The sequence below is a fragment of the Sphingopyxis sp. Q841 genome (genome assembly GCF_052384365.1).
Lineage (GTDB): Bacteria > Pseudomonadota > Alphaproteobacteria > Sphingomonadales > Sphingomonadaceae > Sphingopyxis > Sphingopyxis terrae_A.
Map to the genome: position 1 here is coordinate 136,297 of NZ_JBQSUM010000001.1, position 22,968 is coordinate 159,264.

Annotated in this window: 18 protein-coding genes and 1 tRNA gene; 9 read left to right on the plus strand and 10 right to left on the minus strand. The window is 65.4% G+C overall.

The annotated features are described in order from the left end of the window. Positions 1-22: 22 nt before the first annotated feature. On the minus strand, positions 23-1,837 hold the full coding sequence (gene mutL / locus ACT17R_RS00680; protein WP_186402089.1) for a DNA mismatch repair endonuclease MutL: 1,815 nt from the start codon (positions 1,835-1,837) through the stop codon (positions 23-25). Between the two features lie 199 nt (positions 1,838-2,036). Between mutL and ACT17R_RS00685 the strand changes: the two genes are divergently transcribed. The 5 genes from ACT17R_RS00685 (at position 2,037) to rodA (ending at position 7,590) form a co-directional block, all read left to right on the plus strand. Beyond that, positions 2,037-3,083, plus strand: coding sequence for a rod shape-determining protein (locus tag ACT17R_RS00685; protein ID WP_003043744.1), 1,047 nt, complete (start codon positions 2,037-2,039; stop codon positions 3,081-3,083). A 17-nt stretch (positions 3,084-3,100) separates the two neighbouring features. After that, positions 3,101-4,000 (plus strand): rod shape-determining protein MreC, encoded by a 900-nt coding sequence (mreC, locus tag ACT17R_RS00690; RefSeq protein ID WP_062902629.1) that lies wholly within the window; start codon positions 3,101-3,103, stop codon positions 3,998-4,000. Further along, positions 3,997-4,518 (plus strand): rod shape-determining protein MreD, encoded by a 522-nt coding sequence (mreD, locus tag ACT17R_RS00695; RefSeq protein WP_062902630.1) that lies wholly within the window; start codon positions 3,997-3,999, stop codon positions 4,516-4,518. Before mreC ends, mreD begins: the two co-directional genes overlap by 4 nt. 61 nt (positions 4,519-4,579) lie before the next feature. After that, complete coding sequence (gene mrdA / locus ACT17R_RS00700) at positions 4,580-6,487, plus strand: penicillin-binding protein 2 (protein ID WP_062902631.1); 1,908 nt, start codon at positions 4,580-4,582, stop codon at positions 6,485-6,487. Further along, the gene (gene rodA, locus ACT17R_RS00705) at positions 6,484-7,590 is read left to right on the plus strand and encodes a rod shape-determining protein RodA (RefSeq protein WP_186402090.1); all 1,107 of its coding nucleotides are present in this window, start codon (positions 6,484-6,486) and stop codon (positions 7,588-7,590) included. Before mrdA ends, rodA begins: the two co-directional genes overlap by 4 nt. Positions 7,591-7,623: 33 nt before the next feature. Here rodA and ACT17R_RS00710 read toward each other — a convergent pair whose 3' ends face one another. Genes ACT17R_RS00710 through ACT17R_RS00725 form a run of 4 tightly spaced genes read right to left on the minus strand, consistent with a single transcriptional unit; the run spans position 7,624 to position 12,231 of the window. Beyond that, a complete protein-coding gene (locus ACT17R_RS00710) occupies positions 7,624-8,823 on the minus strand; it encodes an ABC transporter permease (protein WP_062902633.1) in 1,200 nt (399 codons plus the stop codon). Continuing rightward, the gene (locus ACT17R_RS00715; RefSeq protein WP_003043762.1) at positions 8,823-9,545 is read right to left on the minus strand and encodes an ABC transporter ATP-binding protein; all 723 of its coding nucleotides are present in this window, start codon (positions 9,543-9,545) and stop codon (positions 8,823-8,825) included. Before ACT17R_RS00715 ends, ACT17R_RS00710 begins: the two co-directional genes overlap by 1 nt. After that, positions 9,542-10,846 (minus strand): efflux RND transporter periplasmic adaptor subunit, encoded by a 1,305-nt coding sequence (locus ACT17R_RS00720; protein WP_186402091.1) that lies wholly within the window; start codon positions 10,844-10,846, stop codon positions 9,542-9,544. Before ACT17R_RS00720 ends, ACT17R_RS00715 begins: the two co-directional genes overlap by 4 nt. Next, entirely contained in the window at positions 10,843-12,231 is a 1,389-nt protein-coding gene (locus tag ACT17R_RS00725; protein ID WP_444808800.1) for an efflux transporter outer membrane subunit, read from the minus strand. The genes ACT17R_RS00720 and ACT17R_RS00725 overlap by 4 nt, the downstream gene beginning before the upstream one ends. Before the next feature lie 379 nt (positions 12,232-12,610). Between ACT17R_RS00725 and ACT17R_RS00730 the strand changes: the two genes are divergently transcribed. Beyond that, positions 12,611-12,686 (plus strand) — tRNA-Lys (locus tag ACT17R_RS00730). A 113-nt stretch (positions 12,687-12,799) separates the two neighbouring features. Here ACT17R_RS00730 and ACT17R_RS00735 read toward each other — a convergent pair. Next, the gene (locus ACT17R_RS00735) at positions 12,800-14,176 is read right to left on the minus strand and encodes a spinster family MFS transporter (RefSeq protein WP_186402208.1); all 1,377 of its coding nucleotides are present in this window, start codon (positions 14,174-14,176) and stop codon (positions 12,800-12,802) included. A 190-nt stretch (positions 14,177-14,366) separates the two neighbouring features. Here ACT17R_RS00735 and ACT17R_RS00740 point away from each other — a divergent pair, with 190 nt between their 5' ends. Both ACT17R_RS00740 and ACT17R_RS00745 read left to right on the plus strand, forming a co-directional pair. Then, a complete protein-coding gene (locus ACT17R_RS00740; RefSeq protein WP_234179097.1) occupies positions 14,367-16,508 on the plus strand; it encodes a TonB-dependent receptor in 2,142 nt (713 codons plus the stop codon). Between the two features lie 59 nt (positions 16,509-16,567). Then, positions 16,568-17,038 (plus strand): DUF3237 domain-containing protein, encoded by a 471-nt coding sequence (locus ACT17R_RS00745; RefSeq protein WP_062765218.1) that lies wholly within the window; start codon positions 16,568-16,570, stop codon positions 17,036-17,038. 61 nt (positions 17,039-17,099) lie between these two features. Here ACT17R_RS00745 and ACT17R_RS00750 read toward each other — a convergent pair whose 3' ends face one another. The 4 genes from ACT17R_RS00750 to tpiA form a co-directional block, all read right to left on the minus strand. Continuing rightward, entirely contained in the window at positions 17,100-17,786 is a 687-nt protein-coding gene (locus tag ACT17R_RS00750; protein WP_003043848.1) for a Crp/Fnr family transcriptional regulator, read from the minus strand. Positions 17,787-17,810: 24 nt separating this feature from the next. Then, a complete protein-coding gene (locus ACT17R_RS00755; protein ID WP_040589978.1) occupies positions 17,811-19,442 on the minus strand; it encodes a CTP synthase in 1,632 nt (543 codons plus the stop codon). Between the two features lie 109 nt (positions 19,443-19,551). Then, positions 19,552-19,983 carry a preprotein translocase subunit SecG gene (gene secG / locus ACT17R_RS00760; RefSeq protein ID WP_040589980.1) on the minus strand — a complete coding sequence of 144 codons (432 nt, stop codon included), beginning with the start codon at positions 19,981-19,983 and terminating at the stop codon, positions 19,552-19,554. 100 nt (positions 19,984-20,083) lie between these two features. Next, positions 20,084-20,836 (minus strand): triose-phosphate isomerase, encoded by a 753-nt coding sequence (gene tpiA / locus ACT17R_RS00765; RefSeq protein ID WP_186402532.1) that lies wholly within the window; start codon positions 20,834-20,836, stop codon positions 20,084-20,086. 180 nt (positions 20,837-21,016) lie between these two features. Here tpiA and ACT17R_RS00770 point away from each other — a divergent pair, with 180 nt between their 5' ends. Next, entirely contained in the window at positions 21,017-22,963 is a 1,947-nt protein-coding gene (locus ACT17R_RS00770; protein WP_186402211.1) for a peptidylprolyl isomerase, read from the plus strand. The last annotated feature ends 5 nt before the right edge of the window (positions 22,964-22,968 follow it).

Sequence of the window (22,968 nt, forward strand, 5' to 3'; positions counted from 1 at the left end):
AAATAGCAACACGCTAACCCGTTCATTTACGGCCAAAAAGTCGCTCTACGTCCGCCATCTGCAGTTTCACCCAGGTCGGACGGCCGTGGTTGCACTGGCCCGAATGGGGCGTCACTTCCATCTGGCGGAGCAAGGCGTTCATTTCGGCGACATTGAGCGGACGCCCGGCGCGCACCGACCCATGACACGCCATCGTCGCCGCCACGAGTTCGAGCCGCTCGGAGAGGCCCAGCGCTGCGTCATAGCCCGCCAAATCGTCGGCGATATCGGTGACGAGTTTGTGGCAGTCAATCGCGCCCAGCATCGCGGGCGTCGCGCGCACCATCACCGCCGCGGGGCCGAAGCGCTCTATCTCGACCCCCAGCGCGGAAAGCTGACCCGCAGCCGCTTCGAGGCGATCGCACGCCGGCTCGTCGATCTCGACGATCTCGGGCAGCAGCAAGCCCTGCGACGGCACCGCCTGCCCCGCCATGCCGCGGCGCAATTGTTCGAGCACCAGCCGCTCGTGCGCCGCATGCTGGTCGACGATGACCAGACCGTCCTCGGCCTCGGCAACGATATAGGTGTTGGCGATCTGTCCGCGCGCGATGCCTAGCGGATGGTCGGCGGCGACCGGCGGCGGCGCTTCGGCCACTTCGGCTCGCCCTGCGATCGGCGCGGCGGCGCCCGCAAAGGTCATCATCCGGTCATAGACGCGTGCCGCGTCGGCGGGCGGCGGCGCGGCATCGGCGCCGAACAGATGCACCGCGCGCTCGCTGCGCTGGCCGAACAGAAATCCGGTCGTCGGCGCCGGTGCGGCCGGTTCCTGCTGCCACGCCGCGAGCGCGGCTTCGGCAGGGCGCTGGACGCTGCGAAACCCCTGTTCGTCGAGCGCGCGGCGCAGCCCGCCGACGATCATCCCGCGCACAAGCTGCGGATCGCGGAACCGCACTTCGGTTTTCGCCGGATGGACGTTCACATCGACCTCGCTCGTCGGCAGATCGAGGAAGAGCGCGACGACCGGATGGCGATCACGCGCGAGCAGATCGGCGTAGGCGCCGCGCAATGCCCCGACGAGCAGCCGGTCCTTCACCGGACGGCCGTTGACAAACAGATATTGATGGTCGGCGATACCGCGGTTGTAGGTGGGCAGGCTGATCACGCCGCCGAGCCGGACCTCGCCGCGCTCGACATCGACTCCGATGCTGTTCGCCGCCAGGTCGCGCTGGGTCAGTGCCGCGACACGGCTGAGACGATCCTGGCCGCCCTGGACGTCGAGCACGCGGCGCCCGTCATGCTCGACGGTAAAACCGACGTCGGCGCGCGCCATAGCCAGACGTTTCACGACATCGAGGCAGGCGGCATATTCGCTGCGCGCGCTACGCAGAAACTTGCGCCGGGCAGGCACGCGCGCGAACAGATCCTCGACCATCACCCGCGTGCCCTTGGCGAGCGCCGCCGGCCCTTCGGCGATGAGGCTGCCATTATCGATCACACGGCGCCACCCGTCCGCGCCCGCAACGCGGCTTTCAAGCGTCAACCGCGCAACGCTGGCAATCGACGGCAAGGCTTCGCCGCGAAAGCCCATTGTCGTCACTTCCTCGATCGCATCGGTCGGCAATTTCGAGGTCGCATGGCGCTCGAGCGCGAGCGCCATGTCGGACGCGGTCATCCCGCACCCGTCGTCATCGACTTCCAGCCGCAGAATTCCGCCCTCGGCGATTCGCACCGCAATGCGAGTCGCCCCCGCATCGAGGGCGTTTTCGACGAGCTCCTTGAGCGCTGCGGCGGGTCTTTCGACCACTTCACCGGCTGCGATCCGATTTACTAGCTTTTCCGGCAGGCGGCGTATTGACATGGGGGCTGTCCTAGCGCAGTCGGACGCAAATCGCGACCCATCCGCTCAGCCCTAATCATTTTGTCCAGCCACCCCGTCCGGGAAGAGCCGGAATCTCCCCCTGATTGGTCCTGTGCCGGTAGGCGCGCGGGTTCACATTCGATGGCGGCAGGACCAGACCGACCCGGCTGGCACGTGCCGATGACAGGAAGCAGTATCGATGTCCTTCTTTTCCCGTTTTCTGAAGTTCAATTCCCAAGACATGGCAATCGACCTCGGCACCGCGAACACGGTCGTTTACGTGCGCGGCAAGGGCATCGTGCTCAATGAGCCCTCGGTCGTCGCGGTCGAGACGCTGAACGGGATCAAGCGGGTCAAGGCGGTCGGCGACGATGCCAAGCTGATGATGGGCAAGACGCCCGACAGCATCGAGGCCATCCGCCCGCTGCGTGACGGGGTCATCGCCGACATCGATGTCGCCGAACAGATGATCAAGCACTTCATCACCAAGGTGCACGGCGGCAAGGCCAACGCGTTTCGCAGCCCCGAAATCGTGATTTGCGTGCCGTCGGGTTCGACCAGCGTTGAACGCCGCGCGATCCGTGACGCCGCATCGAACGCCGGGGCAAGCCAGGTGTGGCTGATCGAGGAACCGATGGCGGCCGCAATCGGCGCCGACATGCCGGTTACCGAACCGATCGGCTCTATGGTCGTCGACATCGGCGGCGGCACCACCGAAGTCGCGGTGCTCTCGCTGCGCGGCCTGGCTTACACGACCTCGGTCCGCGCCGGCGGCGACAAGATGGACGAAGCGATCGTCTCCTACGTTCGCCGCCATCACAATCTGCTGATCGGCGAATCGACCGCCGAGCGGATCAAGAAGGATTTCGGCATCGCGCGCGTGCCCGCCGACGGCGTCGGCATGACGATCCACATCAAGGGCCGCGACCTCGTCAACGGCGTGCCGAAGGAAATTTCGATCAATCAGGCGCAGATCGCCGAAGCACTGTCCGAACCGATCGGCACGATCGTCGAAGGCGTGCGCATCGCGCTCGAAAACACCGCCCCCGAACTCGCAGCCGACATTGTCGACCAGGGCATCGTGCTCACCGGCGGCGGCGCTTTGATCCGCGAACTCGACGAATTGCTGCGCGACGCAACCGGCCTGCCGGTGACGGTCGCGGAAGACCCGCTGACCTGCGTCGCGATCGGCACCGGCCGCGCGATGGAGGATCCCGCCTTCCGCGGCGTGCTGCAGCAAGCCTGATCGCGGACAGACGGTCCATGGTTCGCCCGGCACATCGGCGTCCGGGGCAATCCCGAAAGGCCCAGTACAGCCTGTTCGCCGCCTATGTTATTGCGATAACGGGCGCGCTTGCGGGGCTGCTTCTGGCGATCCTTTCGGTCGCCGACCCCGTCGGCTTTGCCGCCCTGCGCGTCGCCAGTCAGGAAATAACCGCGCCGATCGCGCGCGGCACGCGGTCGGTGATCGGGTCGATCTCGGGCGTCGACGACACTGTGTCGGCCTACGTCGGCGCGGGATCGCAGAACCGCCGCTTGCGCAAGGAACTGGCCGAGGCGCGCCGCCGTCTCGTCGCGACCAGCGCGCTCGAAGAGGAAAATCGCCAGCTCAAGTCGCTGCTCGGTCTGCAGCAGACCGATCGCTCGGCGCTCGCCCATGGCTATCTGCTCACCTCGACCTCGACGAGCAGCCGCCGCATCGCGCTGCTCAGCCTCGGGCGCAACCGGGGTGTTTTGGCGGGCCAGCCGGTACGCGGCGCCGACGGCCTGATCGGCCGCGTGCTGACCGCCGGGCCATCGGTGTCGCAGGTGCTGCTCCTTACCGACGTCGAAAATGTCGTGCCGGTGCGCCGGGCGCGTGACGGCCTGCCGGCGCTCGCAACGGGCCGCGGCAACGGCGATCTCGACGTTCGCACGCTCAACATCGCGAACAATCCCTTCAAACCCGGCGACATCCTTGTGACGTCGGGAACCGGCGGCCTTTATCCTCCGAACATTCCGGTCGCCATCGTCGTGCGGCGCCAGGACGATGGCGCGCTCGCGCGTCCGCTGGCCGACCCGGCAAAGGTCGATGCGGTAGCGGTGCTGCGGCCCTATACGCCCGATAATATCGAGGCGCAGGCGGTGCCCGCCCAATCCTCCACGGCGGCCGGCGCGCCATGAACCGGCACGGACAGCGGATCGGCGAGCCAGCCTCGCGCTGGCGGATGCAGGTCGTGCCGATCGCGACGGTGATGATCGCGTCGGCGCTGCCGTTGATGCTGCCGCTCGTCGCCAGTTCGCCCGTGCTGCCCCCGCTCGGTCTCCTCTTCTTCCTGAGCTGGCAACTTCTGCGTACCGAAATGTGGCCGGTGTGGATCGGTCTGCCGCTCGGCCTGTGGGACGATCTGTTCAGCGGCGCGCCGATCGGCACAGCCATCGCGCTGTGGACCGCCGCGAGCATCGCGATCGCCTATCTCTCGCAGCGCATCTATTGGCGCGGCTTCCTGCACGACTGGGCGATCGGCGCGCTGCTCGTCGCCGCTGTTCAGGCGCTTGCGGTGCTTATCACCTTTCCACACGCTCCCGCCGGGCATATGCTCGGCCTCGTGCTGCCGCAGATCATCATTTCGGTGCTGCTGATGCCGCTGTTCCTCCGCCTGACCGGCAAGTTTGACAATTTCCGTCTCAAGCGCCGATAATCGCCCGCCTCCCGCCCCCGCCTTAGCCTTCGCCCCAGATTGCCAACGAATTTCCGCTTTCATGTCCCGCAAGAAAAGTCCGCCCATTACCGAAGCCTGGAGGGGCCTCACCTTCACGCGCCGCACCCTTGTCGTCGGCGGCGGACAAATCGCCGTGGGCGCCGCGCTCGCGGCGCGGATGGGCTATATCTCGATCATCGACAATGATCGCTATGTCCTTGAATCCGAAAGCAACCGCGTCAATCTGACGCTCATCCCGCCGCGTCGCGGCTGGATCGTCGACCGCCACGGCAAGGCGCTTGCCAACAACCGCGTCTCGCTCCGCATCGACATCATTCCCGATCGCATGCACAGCAAGGAACTGGTGCTGGGCCAGCTCCGCACGTTGTTGCAGCTCGACGGCGACGCAATGGCGCGCATCGAACGCGACCTCAAGGCGGCATCGGGATTCCAGCCGGTTGCGGTTGCGGAGGACGTGACCGAGCAGCAATATGCATCGATCCTCGTCCGCCTCCCCGACCTCCCCGGCATTGCCCCGACGCGCGGTTTTGCCCGCAACTATCCCACCGGCGCCGCGGTCGGCCACCTGATCGGCTATGTCGGCGCCCCGACCGCCGAGGAATATGAAAAGGTCAAGGATCCGCTCTTCATCACCCCCGGCTTCAAGACCGGCAAGGACGGGCTGGAGAAATATTTCGAGGAATTGCTGCGCGGCAAGGCCGGCGCCAAGCGCGTCGAAGTCACCGCGCGGGGCAAGGTCGTGCGCGATCTCAGCACCCAGCCCGACACGCAAGGCAAGACCGTCCACCTGACCATCGACGCCGATCTGCAGGAATATGCCGCGCGCCGCATGGGCCCCGAATCAGGGGCGGCGGTCGTCATCGACTGCCTCAATGGCGACATCCTCGCCTTCGTTTCGATGCCGTCTTTCGATCCGAACAGCTTTTCGGACGGGATCAGCAATGCCGAATATGGCTGGCTGCGCGCCGACGATCACCAGCCGCTGATCAACAAGGCGACCCGCGGCCTCTACCCCCCGGGATCGACGCTGAAGCCGATGGCCGCGATCGCCGCGATCGAACATGGCATGGACCCGAGCGAACGCCACACCTGCATCGGCGGCTATCGCCTCGGCAACCGTTTCTTCCGCTGTCTCGGCACCCACGGCAGCGTCGACATGCCGACCGCGATCATGAAAAGCTGTAACAGCTATTTCTATTGGGTCGCCGACCGGCTGGGCTATGACGCCATCGCGCCGACCGCGAAGATGATGGGGCTGGGCGAGGAATTCCAACTTGCCGGAAGCAACCAGCGATACGGCACGATTCCCGACAGCGCGTGGAAGATGAAAAAATACGGCCAACCCTGGTCGGCGTCCGATTCGCTGAATGCGGTGATCGGCCAGGGCTATGTCAGCGTGAACCCGCTCCAGCTCGCCGTCATGGCGTCGCGTATCGCCTCGGGCCGCAAACTCTACCCCCGCCTCGTCAGCCGGCAATTCTCGAACGAGCCTTTGCCCTTCTCAGCCGAAGCCTTTGCGACCGCGCGCGAGGGGATGAACCGCGTCGTCAACGCCCCCGGCGGAACCGCGGGGCGCAGCCGCCTGCCGCTCGACGGCATCCAGATGGCGGGCAAGACCGGCACGGCCCAGGTTCGCGGCCTCAACACCGGCAACGGCAAGGGCGGCACGTGGAAATTTCGCGATCACGGCCTGTTCATTTGCTTCGCGCCGGTCGAAAATCCGCGCTATGCCGCGTCGGTCATCATCGAACATGGCATGGGCGGCAGCCGCGCGGCGGCGCCCGTTGCCAAGGACATCTTCACCTTCCTCTACGACCGTGAAAAGGCGATGGAGGCACTGACCGCCTTTGAGGCCGGCTGGGGCGGCACGATCAAGGAGCGGATGGACCGCGACTATGCTGCGTGGAAGGCGGGTATCGCGCGCCCCGATCCGGGGCTCGCGCAATGATCCCGGTTCCGCCCGCCGTCCAGCGCATCCCCTGGAAGCTGATCGCACTCCTGTCGGCGATCACCGGCTTCGGCCTGCTCGTCCTCTATTCGGCCGCCGGCGGCAGCGTGACGCCCTGGGCGCTCCAACAGGGGGTGCGCTTCATCGTCTTCCTGCTCGTCGCGCTCGCGATCGGGCGCATGCCGATCCGCATTTTCGAAGATTTCTCTTACCTTGGCTATCTGGGCGTCGCGCTGCTTCTGCTTGCGGTCGAAGCGCTGGGTTTTGTCGGCGGCGGCAGTCAGCGATGGCTCAATCTCGGATTCATGAACCTCCAGCCGTCGGAACTGATGAAGGTCGCGATCGTCCTCGCTCTCGCGCGCTTCTACGCCCAATTGCCGCCGGGCAGCACGCGCACCTTCAACGCCTTGTGGCCCGCGCTGGTGATGATCGGCATCCCCGCCGCGCTCGTGATGCTCCAGCCCGACCTCGGCACGGCGCTGGCGATCTGCGCCAGCGCGGCGATCGTGATGTTCGTCTCGGGCCTTCCGCTGTGGTGGTTCGGCAGCGCCGCGCTCGCGGGACTGGCCGCGTTGCCGATCCTCTTTTCGATGCTGCACGACTATCAGCAGAAGCGCGTGCTGATCTTCCTCGACCCCGAAAGCGATCCGCTGGGCGCCGGCTATCACATCAGCCAGTCGAAGATTGCGATCGGATCGGGCGGACTGTTCGGCAAGGGCTTCCTCAACGGGTCGCAAAGCCACCTCGATTATTTGCCCGAAGGGCATACCGACTTCATCTTCGCCACCATGTCGGAGGAATGGGGGCTGGTCGGCGGGCTGTTGCTGCTCCTCGGCTTCTTCTTCCTGCTGCGCTGGTCCACGCGCGTCGCGCTCGACGCGCGGACGCGCTTCGGCCAATTGACCGCGACCGGCCTCACCATGACGATCTTTTTCTACATCGCGATCAATCTGGGAATGGTGATGGGGCTGGCGCCGGTCGTCGGTATCCCGTTGCCGCTCTTCTCCTATGGCGGATCGTCGATGCTGACGATCATGACCTGCATCGGCATCATCCTCGCGATCGAGAGTGACAGCAAGAAGCGGCACAGCCGGCTGAGCTGACGACGCCAGCGGCGCCGCGACCGCGCGTGCCGCTTATTCGTGCCGCAGCGCGTCGATCGGATCGAGCTTCGACGCCCGGCGCGCCGGATAATAGCCGAATGTTATCCCCATCAAGGCGGAGAATAGGAAGCTCATCACATTGACGACCGGATTGAAGATGAAGGGCACGTCGATCACGCTCGCCATCCCCCAGGACAGGATGAAAGCGAAGGCGATGCCGACCGCACCGCCGAAACAGCACAGCACGACGGCCTCGGTCAGAAACTGGAGCTGCACCTCGCGCGCCAGCGCCCCGATGGCGAGACGGATGCCGATCTCGCGCGTCCGTTCGGTGACCGAGACAAGCATGATATTCATGATCCCGATCCCGCCGACAAGCAGGCTGATCCCCGCGATCACCGCAACCATCGCGGTCAACGCGCCGGTTGCCGCACCGAGCGCCTGATTGACCTGCGCGGTATCGACGATGTTGAAGTCGTTGGTGGCCGCGCCCTGCAACAGGCGCCGCTCGCGCAGCAGGCCGACGAGCGAATCCTGAATGGCGGTGCTGGCGTAGGCGCTGTCATATTTGATCACGAAATATTGGATATCGTCGCTGCCGGTGAAGCGGCGCTGCGCCATTTTCAGCGGGACCATCACGACATTGTCGCTGTCCTGATCGGGACCGCCGCCCTCGCCGCGTTCCTTGAGAACGCCGATCACGGTGCAGGACACGTTGTTCAACCGGATATTTTCGCCGAGCGGACTGCTCCCGGCGACGAATATCGCCTTTTGGACCTTGGGCCCGATCAGGCACATATTCTTGCCCGCGCTTTCCTCCTCGTTCGTGAACGCGCGGCCGCTTTCGATCTCAATCGACCGGGCGCGCAGGAAGTCATTGCCGACGCCCTGCACGGTCGTGCGCCAGCTCTGCCCGTTATGAAAGGCCGTGACGCTGGACGACACGCTGCCCGACACATCGACGACGCCGGCGATCTGCCTGCTCACTGCATCAACATCGGCTTGCTTGAACGGCCGCGGCCTGCCGCGATCGCCCTGCACGGGAAAGACGATCAGCACGTTAGACCCCAGCGAGGATATCTGGTCCTTGATCGATGCCGTGACGCCATTTCCGAGCGTCACCATCGTGATCACCGCCGCGACGCCGATGATGATGCCGAGCGTCGTCAGGAACGAACGCAGCAGATGGCGCCGTATCTCGCGAAAGGCGAGCAGGAGCGTTGCGCCGAACATCAGGCGGGTTCCTCGCTGCGGGTGCGCCTGCCGCGTTCGACCCGTTCGACCAGCCCGTCGCGAAAGCGCACGATGGTGTTGGCAAAGGCTGCCATTTCCTCCTCATGCGTGACCATCAGGATGGTGATGCCTTCGCCGTTCAGGCGCGTGAGCAACTGCATGATCTCGATCGAGCGTTCGGTATCGAGATTGCCCGTAGGCTCGTCGGCGAGCAGCACGTCGGGCTGGGTGACGAGCGCCCGGGCGATCGCCACCCGCTGCTGCTGGCCGCCCGACAATTCGGCCGGCGTGTGATCCGCCCAGGGCGCAAGACCCACCTGATCGAGCGCGCGCATGGCTGCGGCGTGGCGCTCGCTCTTCTTTTCGCCGCGATAGAGCAGCGGCAGTTCGACATTTTCGACCGCGCTGGTGCGGGCAAGGAGATTGAAGCCCTGAAAGACGAAGCCCAGATAACGCCGCCGCAGCAGGCTGCGCTGATCGCGATCGAGCGCCTGCACCTCGACCCCGCGAAAGCGGAACACGCCGCTCGTCGGGACATCCAGGCAGCCGAGGATGTTCATCGTCGTCGATTTGCCCGAGCCCGACGGCCCCATCACCGCGACGAAATCGCCGCGCTCGATCCGCATGTCGACGCCCTTGAGCGCCTGAAAGGCCGCCTCGCCCCGGCCGAAGGTCTTCGTTATCCCTTCGAGTTCGATCAGCGGGATCTCGGGGGGCGTCACTGGCCCGTCGCCCCCTTGCCCGTCACCACCTTCATGCCGGGCCGAAGCCCCTTGGCCGTCACGGCGGTCAGGCGGCCGTCGCTCTGCCCCGTCACAACGTCGACGGGCTTCAGCGTCCCGTCGGCCTGAAGCACCCAGACGCGCTGCTGGCTGCCCACGCCGATCGTCGCGCGCTGTTCATTCTTTTCCAGCCCGATTTCGGGATTGAGCACGCCGCCCTTTTCCTTTTCCTTCGCATCGGGCTGAAAGCGCAGGGCCCCGTTCGGAACCAGCAATTGTTTGCCGGTGCTGCCCGTCGCAATGGTCGCCGTCGCGGTCATCCCCGGACGCAGCAGCCCGTCGCCGTTGGCGACCGCCAGCCTCGCCTCATAGCTGACGACCGCATTGGCGGTTGCGGTGGCCGTCTGCTGGCTCGCCTGCGAAGCCGTGTTGCTCGACGCCTGATCGACGCGCTCGACGACCGCGGGAAAGCGACGACCGGGATAGGCATCGACCGTGAAGTCGGCCTTCTGTCCGGTCTGGACCTGTCCGACGTCGGCTTCATCGATCTCGACGCGAAGCTGCATCGCCGACAGATCTTCGGCGATGATGAACAGGGTCGGGGTGTTGAAACTTGCCGCGACAGTCTGCCCGGGCTCGACCTGGCGCGCGAGCACGACACCCGAAACGGGCGAACGGATCTCCGCGCGGTTGCGGTTGGTCACCGCCGACGACAATTGCGCCTCGACAGCGCGGACATTCGCCTGCGCCGCGGCAACGACGGCGGTATCGCGCTTCACTGCCGCGCGACCCTGATCGAGTTCGACCCCTGAGGGAACCTTGCCGCCCGAGATCTTGAACACATTTTCCAGCCGCGCGAGCTGCGCCTTGTCGACGTCAAGCGTCGCCTGCGCCTGCGCCACCTGCGCGCGCGCCGCGTTGAGATTGGCCTCGGCCTGGGTGATCTGGTCCTCGATCACGTCGGTGTTGATCTGGGCGAGGACCTGCCCCTTGGAGACGCGGTCGTTCACATCGACATAAATGTGATCGATCTTGCCCGACACTTCGGACCCGACCTCGACCTGATTGGTCGGCCGCAGATTCCCGGTCGCCGTGACGCTGAGCGTCAGCGACTTCTCGGTCACCGGCTCGGTGATATATTTGGCCTCGCCTTTCCCGCGCGAACAGGTTGCCATCGCCAGCAATATGAAGAGTATCAGCGCCGCCGGCAGCCAGTATTTCATCCAGCGCCGCCACTTGGGGCGCGGCTTCGCGCCAAGAAAATCCTCGAGTTCCTGCGTCGCAGTGCCGGTATCGGTCATTCGCTAGTCCCCTGTGTCCGAACGCCGGCATCCGGATCGAGATTGGTCCCGTCCCAACCGCCGCCGAGCGCCTGGTTGAGGCTGATAAAGGCGTTGGCCCGCTCGGCCTCGCTCGCCGCCAGCGCGTTGCGGGCCGCGAGCAACTGGTTCTCCGCAGTCAGCAAAGTCTGAAAGTCGATCAGGCCCGCCTGATACTGGCTGCGCGCCAGCAGCGCGGCATTGCTCGCCGCATCGCGCGCCGCTGCGAAAAGGACAACGCGCTCGCCCGCCGCGCGCTGGGCGGCGGCGGCGCTCTCGACATCTTCCAGCGCGCCAAGGATCGCCTTTTGCCATGCCGCAAGCGAAGCCTGCGCGGCTGCATTGGCGGCGTCGACACCCGCGCGCGCGCGGCCGCCGTCAAAGATCAGCTGGCTGATCCCCGCAAAGAGCCGCCCGGTTATCACATCGAACAGATTGCCGATCCCGAACGAGGCGGTGCCGAGGTTGCCGGTAAGGTTGACCAGCGGCAGCATCTGCGCGCGTGCAACGCCGATGCGCGCCGTGTCGGCGAGCAGCGTCGCTTCCGCCTGGCGGACGTCGGGGCGGCTGCGCAGCACGGCGGCCGGCGCATCGAACCCCACCGCGTCCGGCGGAGCCGGAATTGCTTTTGCTTCGCCCTCGATCGCCGTCCGCACCGGGCCGGGTGCTTCGCCGATCAGGGTCGAAATGCTGTTCGCCGCCTGCGCGAGATCGCGTTCAAGCGCCGGAATGCTCGCCGCAGTCTGGGCCCGCTGCGCGGCGGCCTGCTCGACATCGAGGCTCGATACGAGGCCGGCCTCGCGTCGCCAGCGCGCGATCTGGAGATTATCGTCCTGAATGGTCAGCGTTTCGCGCGCGATCGCGAGTTGTACCGCGAGCGTTCGCGCCGAAACGGTGGTCTGCGCCACCTGTCCCACGATCAGGCGCTGCAGGTCGGCAAGGCCATAGCCTGCGGCGGCAAGATCGGCCCGCGATGCGGCGACATTGCCGCCGATGCGTCCGAAAAGATCGATCTCCCACTGCGCGTCGGCGCCGAGCGAATATTGCAGCCGCTCGTCGGCCAGATCGCCGACATCGCGCTGCACGCCTCCGGAGGCCGTGACCTGCGGGAAATAGCCCGCGCGCGCTGCGCGCACACCCGCACGCGCCTGCACCAGGCGCGCCGCCGACTGGGCAATATCGCGATTATTCTCCAGTGCGCGCGCGACATAGGAATCGACCAGCGGATCGTTCAGCCGCGTCCAATAGGACGCAGTGGCGGCCGGGCGGCTTCCCGATTCGACCGACCATTGCTCGGGAACGGGAAGGCCCGGCCCGGACGGATATTCGGTCGGCGCCGAAACGCAGCCCCCAAGACCGCCCGCCATCAGGGCTATTGTCAGCCAGCGCCGTCCCGTCTGCATGCGCCCCTCAAAGTCCCACCGCGGATGCAAAAATTACCGCGCTTGCCGGACGGCAGACCATAAATTGCTGGAATACGCAAGCTTTCGGGCGCCGCGCAAGCCACCCGATGCCTCCATTTTGGTCGCCGACGCTCCCCCATTCCCGACATTTCCCGGCGCCGCCGTCCGACGCCCTCAACGCAAAAGCCCGATCGCACGCCTTACCCAAGCAACGTAAATTGCCTTTTGCGAAAAAATATTGCCGAAGCCCATTGCCATGCCTGAACGAGCATGATAGCGGGCCGCTCTCTTCGCAGCACAAAGCCTTTTTGGCCGCCGCGAAGTCCGCCGAAAACCGGCATGTGGACGCATAGCTCAGTTGGTAGAGCAGCTGACTCTTAATCAGCGGGTCCTAGGTTCGAGCCCTAGTGCGTCCACCATTATCTCTTGAAATTGGTCCGACGGTTTCGCCGATAGGGAGCCGTGGGCGTCGCCTTCGACCTGAGGACGAAACCCACGCAATCACCTTCGAACAGTCGCGGCCGTTCGTCCGTCACTCGGCGTCGGCCATCTTTTCGATGTCGCGGGCAAAGGCCGAGAAGCCGGCGGTCAGGATCACCGCAGCAAGGGGCAGCGCGATCCCCGTTACGAGCGCGATCGAATAGCGCAGTGCGCCATCGTCCATGAACAGATGATCGGTCAGCAATGCGATCAGCATCGGACCGAAACCCAGCCCGACCAGATTGACGACGAAAAAATAGAGCGCGGTCGCGCGCGCGCGATATTCGTTGGGCGTGATGAACTGCAGCGCCACCGTGCCGACGCCGTGCATTGTAAGCATGGGGAAAGCGACGGCGAGCAGGATGAAAGCCAGCGGCGGGTTCGGCATGAGCACAGCCGCTAAAAGGGGCGGCCCGCCCAGAAGGATAGAAAGGCGCATCACGCGCAGATGGGCGTCGGTCCGGCCCCGCGCGAACATCCGGTCAGCCAGCGTCCCGCCGAGCACGAGACCGGCCGCCCCGCCGGTCGCCATGATCAGGCCGAACCACAGGCCCGCCTGCGACACGTCCATGCCATAGGTCCGCGCGAAGAAGGTCGGCACCCACGCGATCACGCCGTACATGACGAGGCCGATCAGGGACATGCCGGCGAACAGCGCGCCAAGCGCGACCCTCTGTGCCCTGAGATGCGCCACAAAACCGGGCGCCGCCGCCTCGCGCGGCCCGGCGTCAGCCCTGGCCATGCCGCGCCGCAGCGGTTCGCGAAGCGTGAGCAGCAGCAGGCAGACGAGAATCCCCGGCGCTGCAACCCACAGGAAAATGGTACGCCAAGCCTCGACCGGACCGACCAGCGGCAGATGGACCATCGGCGCCGCAAGGACGGCCTGGACGACGAAAGAGCCGAGGATCATCGCAACCCCCGACCCCAGCGGCACGCCGATCGAATAGACCGCCATCGCGCGCGCGAGCCGATCACGCGGGAAAGTGTCGCTGAGCATCGAATAGGCGGCCGGCGACAGCGCCGCTTCGCCAACCCCCACCCCCATGCGCGCGAGGAACAGCGTCGCATAGCTTCCGGCGAAACCGCATCCCGCCGTCATCGCGCTCCACAGAGCGACGCCGATCAGGATGAGCTTCCGCCGGTTCCAACGATCGGCGATCCACGCGATCGGCAAGCCGAGCAAGGTGTAGAAAAGCGCGAATGCCAGCCCGATGAGCAGGCTGACCTGCGTGTCCGAAATGTCGAGCGCCGCCCGGATCGGCGCGACAAGCAGGGTCAGGATCATACGGTCGATGAACGACAAGGTGTAGGCGAGCAGCAGGACAGCAACGGTGTACCAGGCATAGGCGGGTCGCGGGAAATCGGCGGTATCGCCCGCGTCGGTCACGCGTCCGTGGAGATCACCCTGTCCCGCGTTTCCGCCCGCCATCGCACCCATCTCCCCGGCAGCCGCCCGCTCTTGCATCGCAAGTCAGCCTGTTATATAGAAACATATACTTAGAACACTAAGTAAATTTGTGACCGAGTCAAGCGCGATCGGGAAGCAAAATAACAAAACGGCTGGGAGAGTTGAGATGGCAAAAAACGGAAGGAAGCAGTCTGCCCTGTTTTTGACGGGCGTGGCCCTCGCCGCGATGCCCGCGGCGGCGACTGCACAGGATGCGGCAGCGGATAACAGCGGCGATATCATCGTCACCGCGCAGCGGCAGGAACAAAGGCTACAGGACGTCCCTGTGTCGGTCACCGCCTTCGGGGCCGAGCAGCTTCGCGACAACAGCATCGAGACCGTGCAGGACATCGCAATCCGCACCCCCGGCCTGGCGATCAGCGCGGTCGACCCGGTCAACACAAACTTCGCGATGCGCGGCATCGGCAGCGCGCCCGGGATCAGTCAGAATGCAGGCGGCGACCCATCGGTCGTTGTCTTCATCGACGGCGTTTACGCCGGCCGCGGCGGCACCCCCGATCTCGACGCGCTGGACCTCGAACGCGTCGAGGTGCTGCGCGGACCGCAAGGCACGCTGTTCGGGAAAAATGCAATCGGCGGGCTCGTCCAGTTCGTCAGCCGCAAGCCCACCGACGAAGAAAGTTTCCACTTCGAAGGCACCTATGGCAACTACAACCGCGTCGGGGTGATCGCGCGCGGCAACATGGCGCTCACCGACAAAATCTATCTGTCGGCGGGCCTGTCGCATAAACAGCGCGACGGCTTCGAATATAATGAAACCACGGGCAACGACGTCAACGATCTCAACCTGACGACAGGCCGCGCCGCGCTCCGCTTCGTGCCCACCGACACGCTCGACATCATCCTGCGCGCCGACGTCTCGCGTCAGGACCAGAAGGGCAACCCACGCCACAATAATTGCGATGCCACCTTTGCCGGTGGCATCCATTGCGTCGGTATCAACCCCGACCCGCGCGTCGTGAACGCCTATATCGACGGCGAGGTCAAACGGACGATCCAGACCTATTCCGGCGAGGTCAACCTCGACCTTCCGTTCGGGACGCTGACCTCGCTCACCGCGCTCCGCAAGGTCAAGTTCAACTTCGTCACCCCCTTCTTCAGCAACCCGATCAATCCGCCGGACCAGATCGAATCGACCAGTTTCGGCCAAGAAAACAACAGCCAGTTCAGCCAGGAACTGCGCCTCAGCTTCGATGCACTGGACGGCAAGCTGAAAGGCCAGACGGGCGTCTACTATTTGAAGGAAAACAATGATCGCATAGAGGGCCAGATCCAGGATTTCCCGACTCCGGCGGGATCGGGAACCGGCATCTACCCCCAGTCGGTCCATGCCCGCAGCATCGCGGTCTTCGGTCAGTTCGATTACGAAATCGTCCCGTCGCTGGTCGCGACGGTCGGAGCGCGCATGACGTGGGAGCGCAAGAGCGGCCGCTTCGCGGGCTACAAGGCCGACGACGGCCCGGGCCTTCCGCCGCCGCTCGGTTCGCTCGCCGGCTATGACGTGACCGGCAAGAAGAGCTGGAAAGCCTTCACGCCGCGGTTTGCACTCAACTGGAAAGCGACCGACGACGTGCTGCTCTATGGATCGATCGCGCGCGGCTACAAGAGTGGCGGCTTTCAAGGGCTTTCGGGCACTGCCGCGGGCGCATCGACCCCCTATGATCCCGAATTCGCGTGGAGCTACGAACTGGGTGCGAAGACCGACTGGTTCGATCGCCGCCTGCGGTTCAACGTCGCGGCGTTCCGCACGGATTATTCGGACCTCCAGATCTCGCAGCTCGTCCCGCTCTGCTGCGTCGTCGTCAGCAACGCGGCCAAGGCGCGGATCAAGGGCATCGAGGTCGAAACTGTCGTCAGGCCCTTCGACGGCTTCCAGCTTGACGGCAGCTATGCCTGGCTCGACGCGAAGTTCACCGAATATACGATCCCGGGGCAGAATTACACGGGCAACCGGCTGCCGCGCTCGCCGAAGAACAAGTTCAATATCGGCGGCCAGTATGAAGCCGCGATCGGCGACCTGTCGGCCAAGCTGCGCGTCGATTACAGCTGGGTCGACGATGCCTATTTCGAGGCATCGAATATTCCGCAGCAGCTGTGGCCCAGTCACGAAAATCTGGATGCGCGCCTCTCGCTAGGGGCGCCCGACAAGCGCTGGGAAATCTCGCTGTGGGGCAAGAATCTGACCAACGCGCTGGTCCCGACCTACGTCACCTACTTCGGCCCCTATCGCCAGACGCTCACCCCCTATGCCCCGCCGCGGACCTATGGCGTGACGCTGGCCTTCGGCATCTGAGTTCTGGCGCGGCGGGATCATCTCCCGCCGCGCCGACCGGTTCGACGAGAGGATGAACGATGGATAGTCCCGAATTCCGCTACCTTTGCTCCTACCGCGCCGCCTTTACCGAGCCGCAGCAACAGATTGGAACCGCCCATTTCGGGCGCCGGATGATCGCAGCGCTCACGGGCGGCGAAGTCGAAGGCGAGCGTTTGCGCGGCCGCGTGATGCCGAGCGGCGGCGACTGGGCGACGATCGACAGCAAGGACACGCTTCGCCTCGATGCGAGGATCACCTTCGAAACCCATGATGGGGCGTTGATCTACGTATCGTATCGCGGCGTCTTGCGACCGCTGTCGGTGGCGCATCGGCACGCCCGGAACGGCGGGCCGCAAACCGCCGACGAGCGCAAGGAAATCTATTTCCGCACGACTCCGATGTTCGAAACCGGCGACGAACGCTATGCGTGGCTCAACGACATAGTCGCCGTAGGCTTGGGCGCGAGTGTCGGCGGCGCCGTCCGCTACGACGTCTTCGAACTGCTATAATGTCCCGCGAGGCGGTGCCCGACCGAGCGCGCGCCGTCCGGCAGCGTGGCCGGAAAGCGCGCTAACCTTCGCTTTCGCTGATGTCCTCGAGCAGATCGGCGTCGAGGACGCGTACGCGCCCCTGTTCGAGCGCGATGATCCCCGATTCCTCCCAGCTGCGAAGCTGGCGGTTGATATGTTCGCGGCTCATGCCCGCGAAATTGCCAAGTTCGGTCTGGCTGAGTTCGACCTTATGCTCGGCATCGACGCTATCCTTGCGGATCAGGCGCTTGAGGTAGCGCGCCAGGCGCGGTCCCGAGGCATAGGCGCGGTCGCTTTCGATCGTCTGGTCGGCGGTGCGCAGGCGGCGCGCAAGCTGCTGGAGCAGCGACCAGGCGAAGTCGGGATGGCTGGCGGCGAAATCGCGCATCGCGTTGCGTCCGAGTTGCAGCGCGCTGCCGGCGCTGGTCGCGACCACCGACGCGGTGCGTTCGCCGCCGTCGAGTAACGCGATCTCGCCCAGGACGGCGCCCGGCTCGGCATAGGCCAGCACGATCTCGCGCCCGCCTGCGGTCAGCATCGACACGCGCGCCGTGCCTTCGGTCAGGATCAGCATGATGTCGCCCGGGTCGCCCTGGACGAGCAGTTCCTTGCCCTTGGCAAAGTTGATCTGCACCGCGCGGCTGGCGATATCGGACCAATCCTCCAGCGACAGGCCGGAAAAGATGCTGTCAGGCCCCTGAAGCTCGGCGAGTTTCGCGTGATCCATGGGCCCCCTTCCCCTGTTGATCCGTCAGACGAGCCGGCTCTGCTTCACCGCGGCCTCGATGAATCCCTTGAACAGCGGATGCGGATCGAAGGGCTTCGACTTCAGTTCGGGGTGAAACTGCACCCCGATGAACCACGGATGGTCCGGACGTTCGACGATTTCGGGTAACATGCCATCGGGCGACATGCCAGAAAAGACGAGACCGCCGCTTTCGAGCCGGTCGCGATAGGCGCCGTTGACTTCATAACGGTGGCGGTGGCGCTCGCTGATGTCGTTCGCGCCATAGATGGTCGCGACATGGCTGTTGGGCGACAGCTTCGCCTCATAGGCGCCAAGCCGCATCGTCCCCCCAAGATCGGTGTTTGCGCCGCGCTTCTGCAGCCCCTCGGCGCTCATCCATTCGGTGATCAGGCCGACGACGGGTTCGTCGGTCGGGCCGAATTCGGTGCTCGAGGCTTTCTCGATCCCGCTCGTGTTCCGCGCCGCCTCGATGCACGCCATCTGCATGCCGAGGCAGATGCCGAAGAAGGGGACGCCGCGCTCGCGCGCGAATTTGACGCTCTCGATCTTGCCTTCCGAACCGCGCTCGCCGAAGCCGCCGGGCACAAGGATGCCGTGCATCGGCTCGAGCTGCGCAGCGAGATCGTCGCCGCGCTCGAACATTTCGGCGTCGAGCCAGCGGATATTGACCTTCACCCGGTTCGCCATTCCGCCGTGCGCCAACGCCTCGTTGAGCGATTTATAGGCATCGGGCAGCGACACATATTTGCCGACCACCCCGATCGTCACCTCGCCTTCGGGGTGCCGCTTGCGGTCCATGATGTCGTACCAGGCGGTCAGGTCGGGTTCGCGCACGTCGTGCAGGCCAAACGCGCGCAGCACTTCGCTGTCGAGCCCTTCGCCATGATATTGCACGGGCACCGAATAGATCGAGTCGGCGTCGAGCGCCGGGATCACCGCTTCCTTCCGCACGTTGCAGAATTGCGCAATCTTGGCGCGTTCGCCCTCGGGCAGCGGCTTTTCGCATCGGCAGAGCAGAATGTCGGGCTGGACGCCGAGCGAAGCAAGTTCGCGGACGCTGTGCTGCGTCGGCTTGGTCTTCAATTCGCCCGCTGCGGCAATATACGGCACCAGCGTGACATGCACCGACAGCGTCTTGTCGCGACCCTCTTCGTTGCGAAGCTGACGGATCGCCTCGATGAATGGCAGCGATTCGATATCGCCGACGGTGCCGCCGATTTCGCACAGAACGAAATCGAGATCGTCGGTTTCGGCGCGCGCGAAGGCCTTGATCGCGTCGGTGACGTGCGGGACGACCTGCACGGTCGCGCCCAGATAGTCGCCGCGGCGCTCCTTAGTGATGATGTCGCGATAGATGCGGCCCGAGGTGACATTGTCGCTCTGCCGCGCAGCAACGCCGGTAAAGCGTTCATAATGGCCGAGATCGAGGTCGGTTTCGGCCCCGTCGTCGGTCACATAAACCTCGCCGTGCTGATAGGGCGACATCGTGCCCGGATCGACGTTGAGATAGGGATCGAATTTCCGAATGCGGACGCGATAACCCCGCGCCTGCAACAGAGCCGCAAGGCTAGCCGCCATCAAACCTTTGCCAAGGGAGGAGACCACGCCGCCGGTGATAAAAATGAACCGCGCCATGGGAGGAAAGACTTACTCAAAGGGTGGGTGACGGCGCAAGCCGTCGAATCGCATCCCGCGGAAAAAATTCCGCAGCATGCGGGGACGAAGCTGGAAGCCGAGCTTCCGGTTATTTCTTGGCGGGAGCCTGCTCGGCCGGAGCGTTCTGATTTGCAGCGGCAGCGGCGGCGGCAAGCGGATCGTCGCTTACCGGCGCGGCCGGAGCACCTTGAGCGGGCTGCTGCGCCGGGCCGGTCAGCGGCGCTGCGCCCCCGCTCGGCTGCTGCGCGGTCTTCGACAAAGAGGTGTCGAGCGCTGTAGTGCCGGCGCTGCCGACCGACGCCATGGCGGCCAGAACGATCGAAAGGCCGACGAACAGCGTCGCCAGCACGGTCGTCGCGCGGGTCATGAAGTCTGCGGCGCCGCGGGCCGAGAGCAGGCCTGCCGGGCTACCGCCGACACCCAGGCCGCCACCTTCCGACTTCTGCATCAGGATGACGCCGATCATCGCGGCGGCGACGAGCGCCTGAACGACGAGCAGGAAGGTAAAGAGGCTGGACATCGAATTTTCCCGAAAGCGTTGGTTGGCGCCGGATGGGCCGTGCTTGCGGCGCACATAGAGACGAAGCGCCTCCGCTTCAACCCACAGCGTGCGCCGCGCGTCAGCCGAGCGTCGCCGCCGCCGCGACGATCGGCAGGAATTTCTCCGCGGTCAGGCTCGCCCCGCCGACAAGCGCGCCATCGACGTCGCCCGCCCCAAGCAGTTCGGCGGCATTGTCGCCGTTGACCGAACCGCCGTAGAGCAGCCGCATCGCCGCCGCCGCATCGGCGCCGACCTGCGCATCGAGCTGCGCGCGGATCGCGCCGTGCATCGCCGCGACATCGCCGACCGTCGGCACCAGTCCGGTACCGATCGCCCAGATGGGTTCATAGGCGATGGCGAGCCGCGCCGGATCGAATTCGGCGGGCAGCGACCCCGCGACCTGCGCCAATACATAGTCGATCGCGCCGCCCGATTCGCGCACGCCGCGCGGTTCGCCAACACAAAGGATCACCGCAAGTCCGGCTGCCATTGCCGCCTCGGCCTTGGCCCGCACATCGACGTCGCTCTCACCAAAACCTTCGCGGCGCTCGCTATGGCCGACGATGACGAGTACGGCCCCGGCATCGGCCAGCATCGGCGCCGACACCGATCCCGTGTAGGCACCCGATGCCGCGCTGTGGCAATCCTGCCCGCCGACCGCCCCGCCCGGCGCCGCCGCCGCCATCGCGGCCACCAGCGTGAAAGGCGGGCACAGGGCGACATCGACCGCACCGTGCGCGCGCGCGCCATCGAATATCGCCCGCGCCTCGTCGATCGAGGCGGCAAGTCCATTCATCTTCCAGTTGCCGACCACATATTTGCGCCGTGCCATCATTTCCTCTCCTGCGATCGAGCCGTTGCGCCGAGCCCTAGCGGCGGTGGGGATCGAAAGGCAAGCCGCGCCTCACCACAGCGAGAAAAGGGGCTTTCCCGCCTTGATGCCCGCCGCCTCCCCGCCTAAAGCAACGCCGAAACCGCGCGCAATGCGCCACGCCGAAAGAAATGCTCCTCCATGATTACCGCAATCCGTCGCCTTTTCGGATCCCGGCTGGGCAAGGCCCTCGCATTGGGCTTCGTCATCCTCATCGGCGTCGGCTTTGCGCTTGCCGATGTGACCGGCAATTCGAGCTTCGGCGGGCTCGGCGGCGCCAATGTCGCGCGGGTGGGCAAGGAGAATATCGGCATCGGCGATCTGCGCGAGCGCGTTCGCAACGCCTATAATCAGGCGCGCCAGCAACAGCCCACGCTAACCATGGCTGCGTTCGTCGAATCGGGCGCGGTCGATCAGGTGCTCGACCAGATGATCGACGGGCTGGCGTTCGAACAATTCGCCGACAAGCTGGGCTTCGGCGTCAGCAAGCGGCAGATCGACGGGCGCATCGCCGATATCCCCGCGTTCGCCGGCGTATCGGGCAAGTTCGACCAGACCCGCTACGAAGCCTTTCTGCGCGAGAATAATCTGAACGAGGCGCAGGTGCGGACCGAGATCAAGCAGCAGTTGCTGCTCGAACAGCTGGGCGCGCCGATCGGCAAACTGCCAACGATCGCGCCGGGCGTTGCGCAGCCCTATGCCGCGCTGCTGCTCGAAAAGCGCGCCGGTCAGGCCGTCTACATCCCCTCTGCGCCCTTCGCGCCGACCGCCGACCCCGGCGATGCCGCGCTCAAGACCTTCCTGTCGAAAAACAAATCCAAATTCACCGTGCCCGAACGCCGCGTACTGCAATATGCGCTGTTCGACCGTAGCGCGGTCCCGGTTCCGGCAGTCACCGACGCCGAGATCGCCGCCGCTTACAAGGCCAATGCCGCCCAATATGCAGCGAGCGAGACGCGGCGCTTTGCGCAGGTCATCGCGCCCGATCAGGCGACCGCCAACAGCATCGCGGCGAAGGCGCGGGGCGGCGCCACATTGTCGGCAGCGGCGCAGGGTTCGGGCCTCGCGGCTTCGACCAGCGGCGAACAGACGCTGGCCGCCTTCACCAGCGCGACGTCGGACGCAATCGCCAAGGCGGCCTTTGCGGCCAAGCGCGGCGAAATCGTCGGGCCGCTGCAGTCCGGGCTTGGCTGGACCGTGCTGCGCGTCGAGGATGTCATTGCCAAGCCCGCGCGCACGCTGGCCGATGCGACCCCCGAAATTCGCGAGGAACTGGCCAAGAACAAGGCGAATGAAGCGATCGTTGATTATTACAACCAGGTCCAGGACGCCGTGAACAGCGGCGCGTCGATCGAGGAGATCGCAGCCGACCGCAAGCTCAAGCTGGTTCAAACGCCCGCCATCCTGCCGAGCGGCCGCGCGCCGAACGAACCCGGCTTCGCGCTGCCCCCTGAACTCGCGCCGATGGTTGGTCAGGCCTTCCAGGTCGCCGGCGAAGGCGAATCGCAACTTGCAACGCTGGTCGAGAATGAGAAATTCGCGGTCTATTCGGTTAAGTCGGTCGTCGCCGCGGCGCCGCCGCCCTTCGACCAGATCCGCAGCGCCTTGCTCGCCGAATGGCGCCTGTCCGAAGGCCAGAAGGTCGCGCGCGACAAGGCCCGTGCGATCGTGAAGGCGGTCGAAGGCGGCAAGAGCCTGGCCGATGCGACGCGGGCAGCCGGCCCCAATCTGGGCAATGTCCAGACCATCGGCGGGCTGCGCGGCGACATGGGCCGCGATGGCAAGCCGGTGCCGCCCGAACTCGCCCTGCTCTTCTCGATGGCGAAGGGCAGCGTCAAGACGCTCGAAATCCCCGGCAACCGCGGCTGGATGGTCCTGTCGCTGACCGAGGTGAACCGCCCCGATCCCAAGCAGATCGAACCCGCGCGCATCGCCGCGATGGCGCAGCCGCTGTCGCAGGCCTTCGGCAACGAACTGGTCGAACAGCTCGCTGCCGAGGCGAAGCGCCGCATCGGCGTGAAGATCAACAAGGATCTCGTCACCCAGCTCACCAGGGAGCTGACCGGCGCGTCGCCGGTCGGCGAATAACCCCG

Bases quoted from the DNA above. Each gene is read 5' to 3' on its own strand.
- mutL (WP_186402089.1), bottom strand. From the start codon at position 1,837: ATGTCAATACGCCGCCTGCCGGAAAAGCTAGTAAATCGGATCGCAGCC.
- ACT17R_RS00685 (WP_003043744.1), top strand. From the start codon at position 2,037: ATGTCCTTCTTTTCCCGTTTTCTGAAGTTCAATTCCCAAGACATGGCA.
- mreC (WP_062902629.1), top strand. From the start codon at position 3,101: ATGGTTCGCCCGGCACATCGGCGTCCGGGGCAATCCCGAAAGGCCCAG.
- mreD (WP_062902630.1), top strand. From the start codon at position 3,997: ATGAACCGGCACGGACAGCGGATCGGCGAGCCAGCCTCGCGCTGGCGG.
- mrdA (WP_062902631.1), top strand. From the start codon at position 4,580: ATGTCCCGCAAGAAAAGTCCGCCCATTACCGAAGCCTGGAGGGGCCTC.
- rodA (WP_186402090.1), top strand. From the start codon at position 6,484: ATGATCCCGGTTCCGCCCGCCGTCCAGCGCATCCCCTGGAAGCTGATC.
- ACT17R_RS00710 (WP_062902633.1), bottom strand. From the start codon at position 8,823: ATGTTCGGCGCAACGCTCCTGCTCGCCTTTCGCGAGATACGGCGCCAT.
- ACT17R_RS00720 (WP_186402091.1), bottom strand. From the start codon at position 10,846: ATGACCGATACCGGCACTGCGACGCAGGAACTCGAGGATTTTCTTGGC.
- ACT17R_RS00725 (WP_444808800.1), bottom strand. From the start codon at position 12,231: ATGGCGGGCGGTCTTGGGGGCTGCGTTTCGGCGCCGACCGAATATCCG.
- ACT17R_RS00735 (WP_186402208.1), bottom strand. From the start codon at position 14,176: ATGGCGGGCGGAAACGCGGGACAGGGTGATCTCCACGGACGCGTGACC.
- ACT17R_RS00745 (WP_062765218.1), top strand. From the start codon at position 16,568: ATGGATAGTCCCGAATTCCGCTACCTTTGCTCCTACCGCGCCGCCTTT.
- ACT17R_RS00750 (WP_003043848.1), bottom strand. From the start codon at position 17,786: ATGGATCACGCGAAACTCGCCGAGCTTCAGGGGCCTGACAGCATCTTT.
- ACT17R_RS00755 (WP_040589978.1), bottom strand. From the start codon at position 19,442: ATGGCGCGGTTCATTTTTATCACCGGCGGCGTGGTCTCCTCCCTTGGC.
- secG (WP_040589980.1), bottom strand. From the start codon at position 19,983: ATGTCCAGCCTCTTTACCTTCCTGCTCGTCGTTCAGGCGCTCGTCGCC.
- tpiA (WP_186402532.1), bottom strand. From the start codon at position 20,836: ATGGCACGGCGCAAATATGTGGTCGGCAACTGGAAGATGAATGGACTT.
- ACT17R_RS00770 (WP_186402211.1), top strand. From the start codon at position 21,017: ATGATTACCGCAATCCGTCGCCTTTTCGGATCCCGGCTGGGCAAGGCC.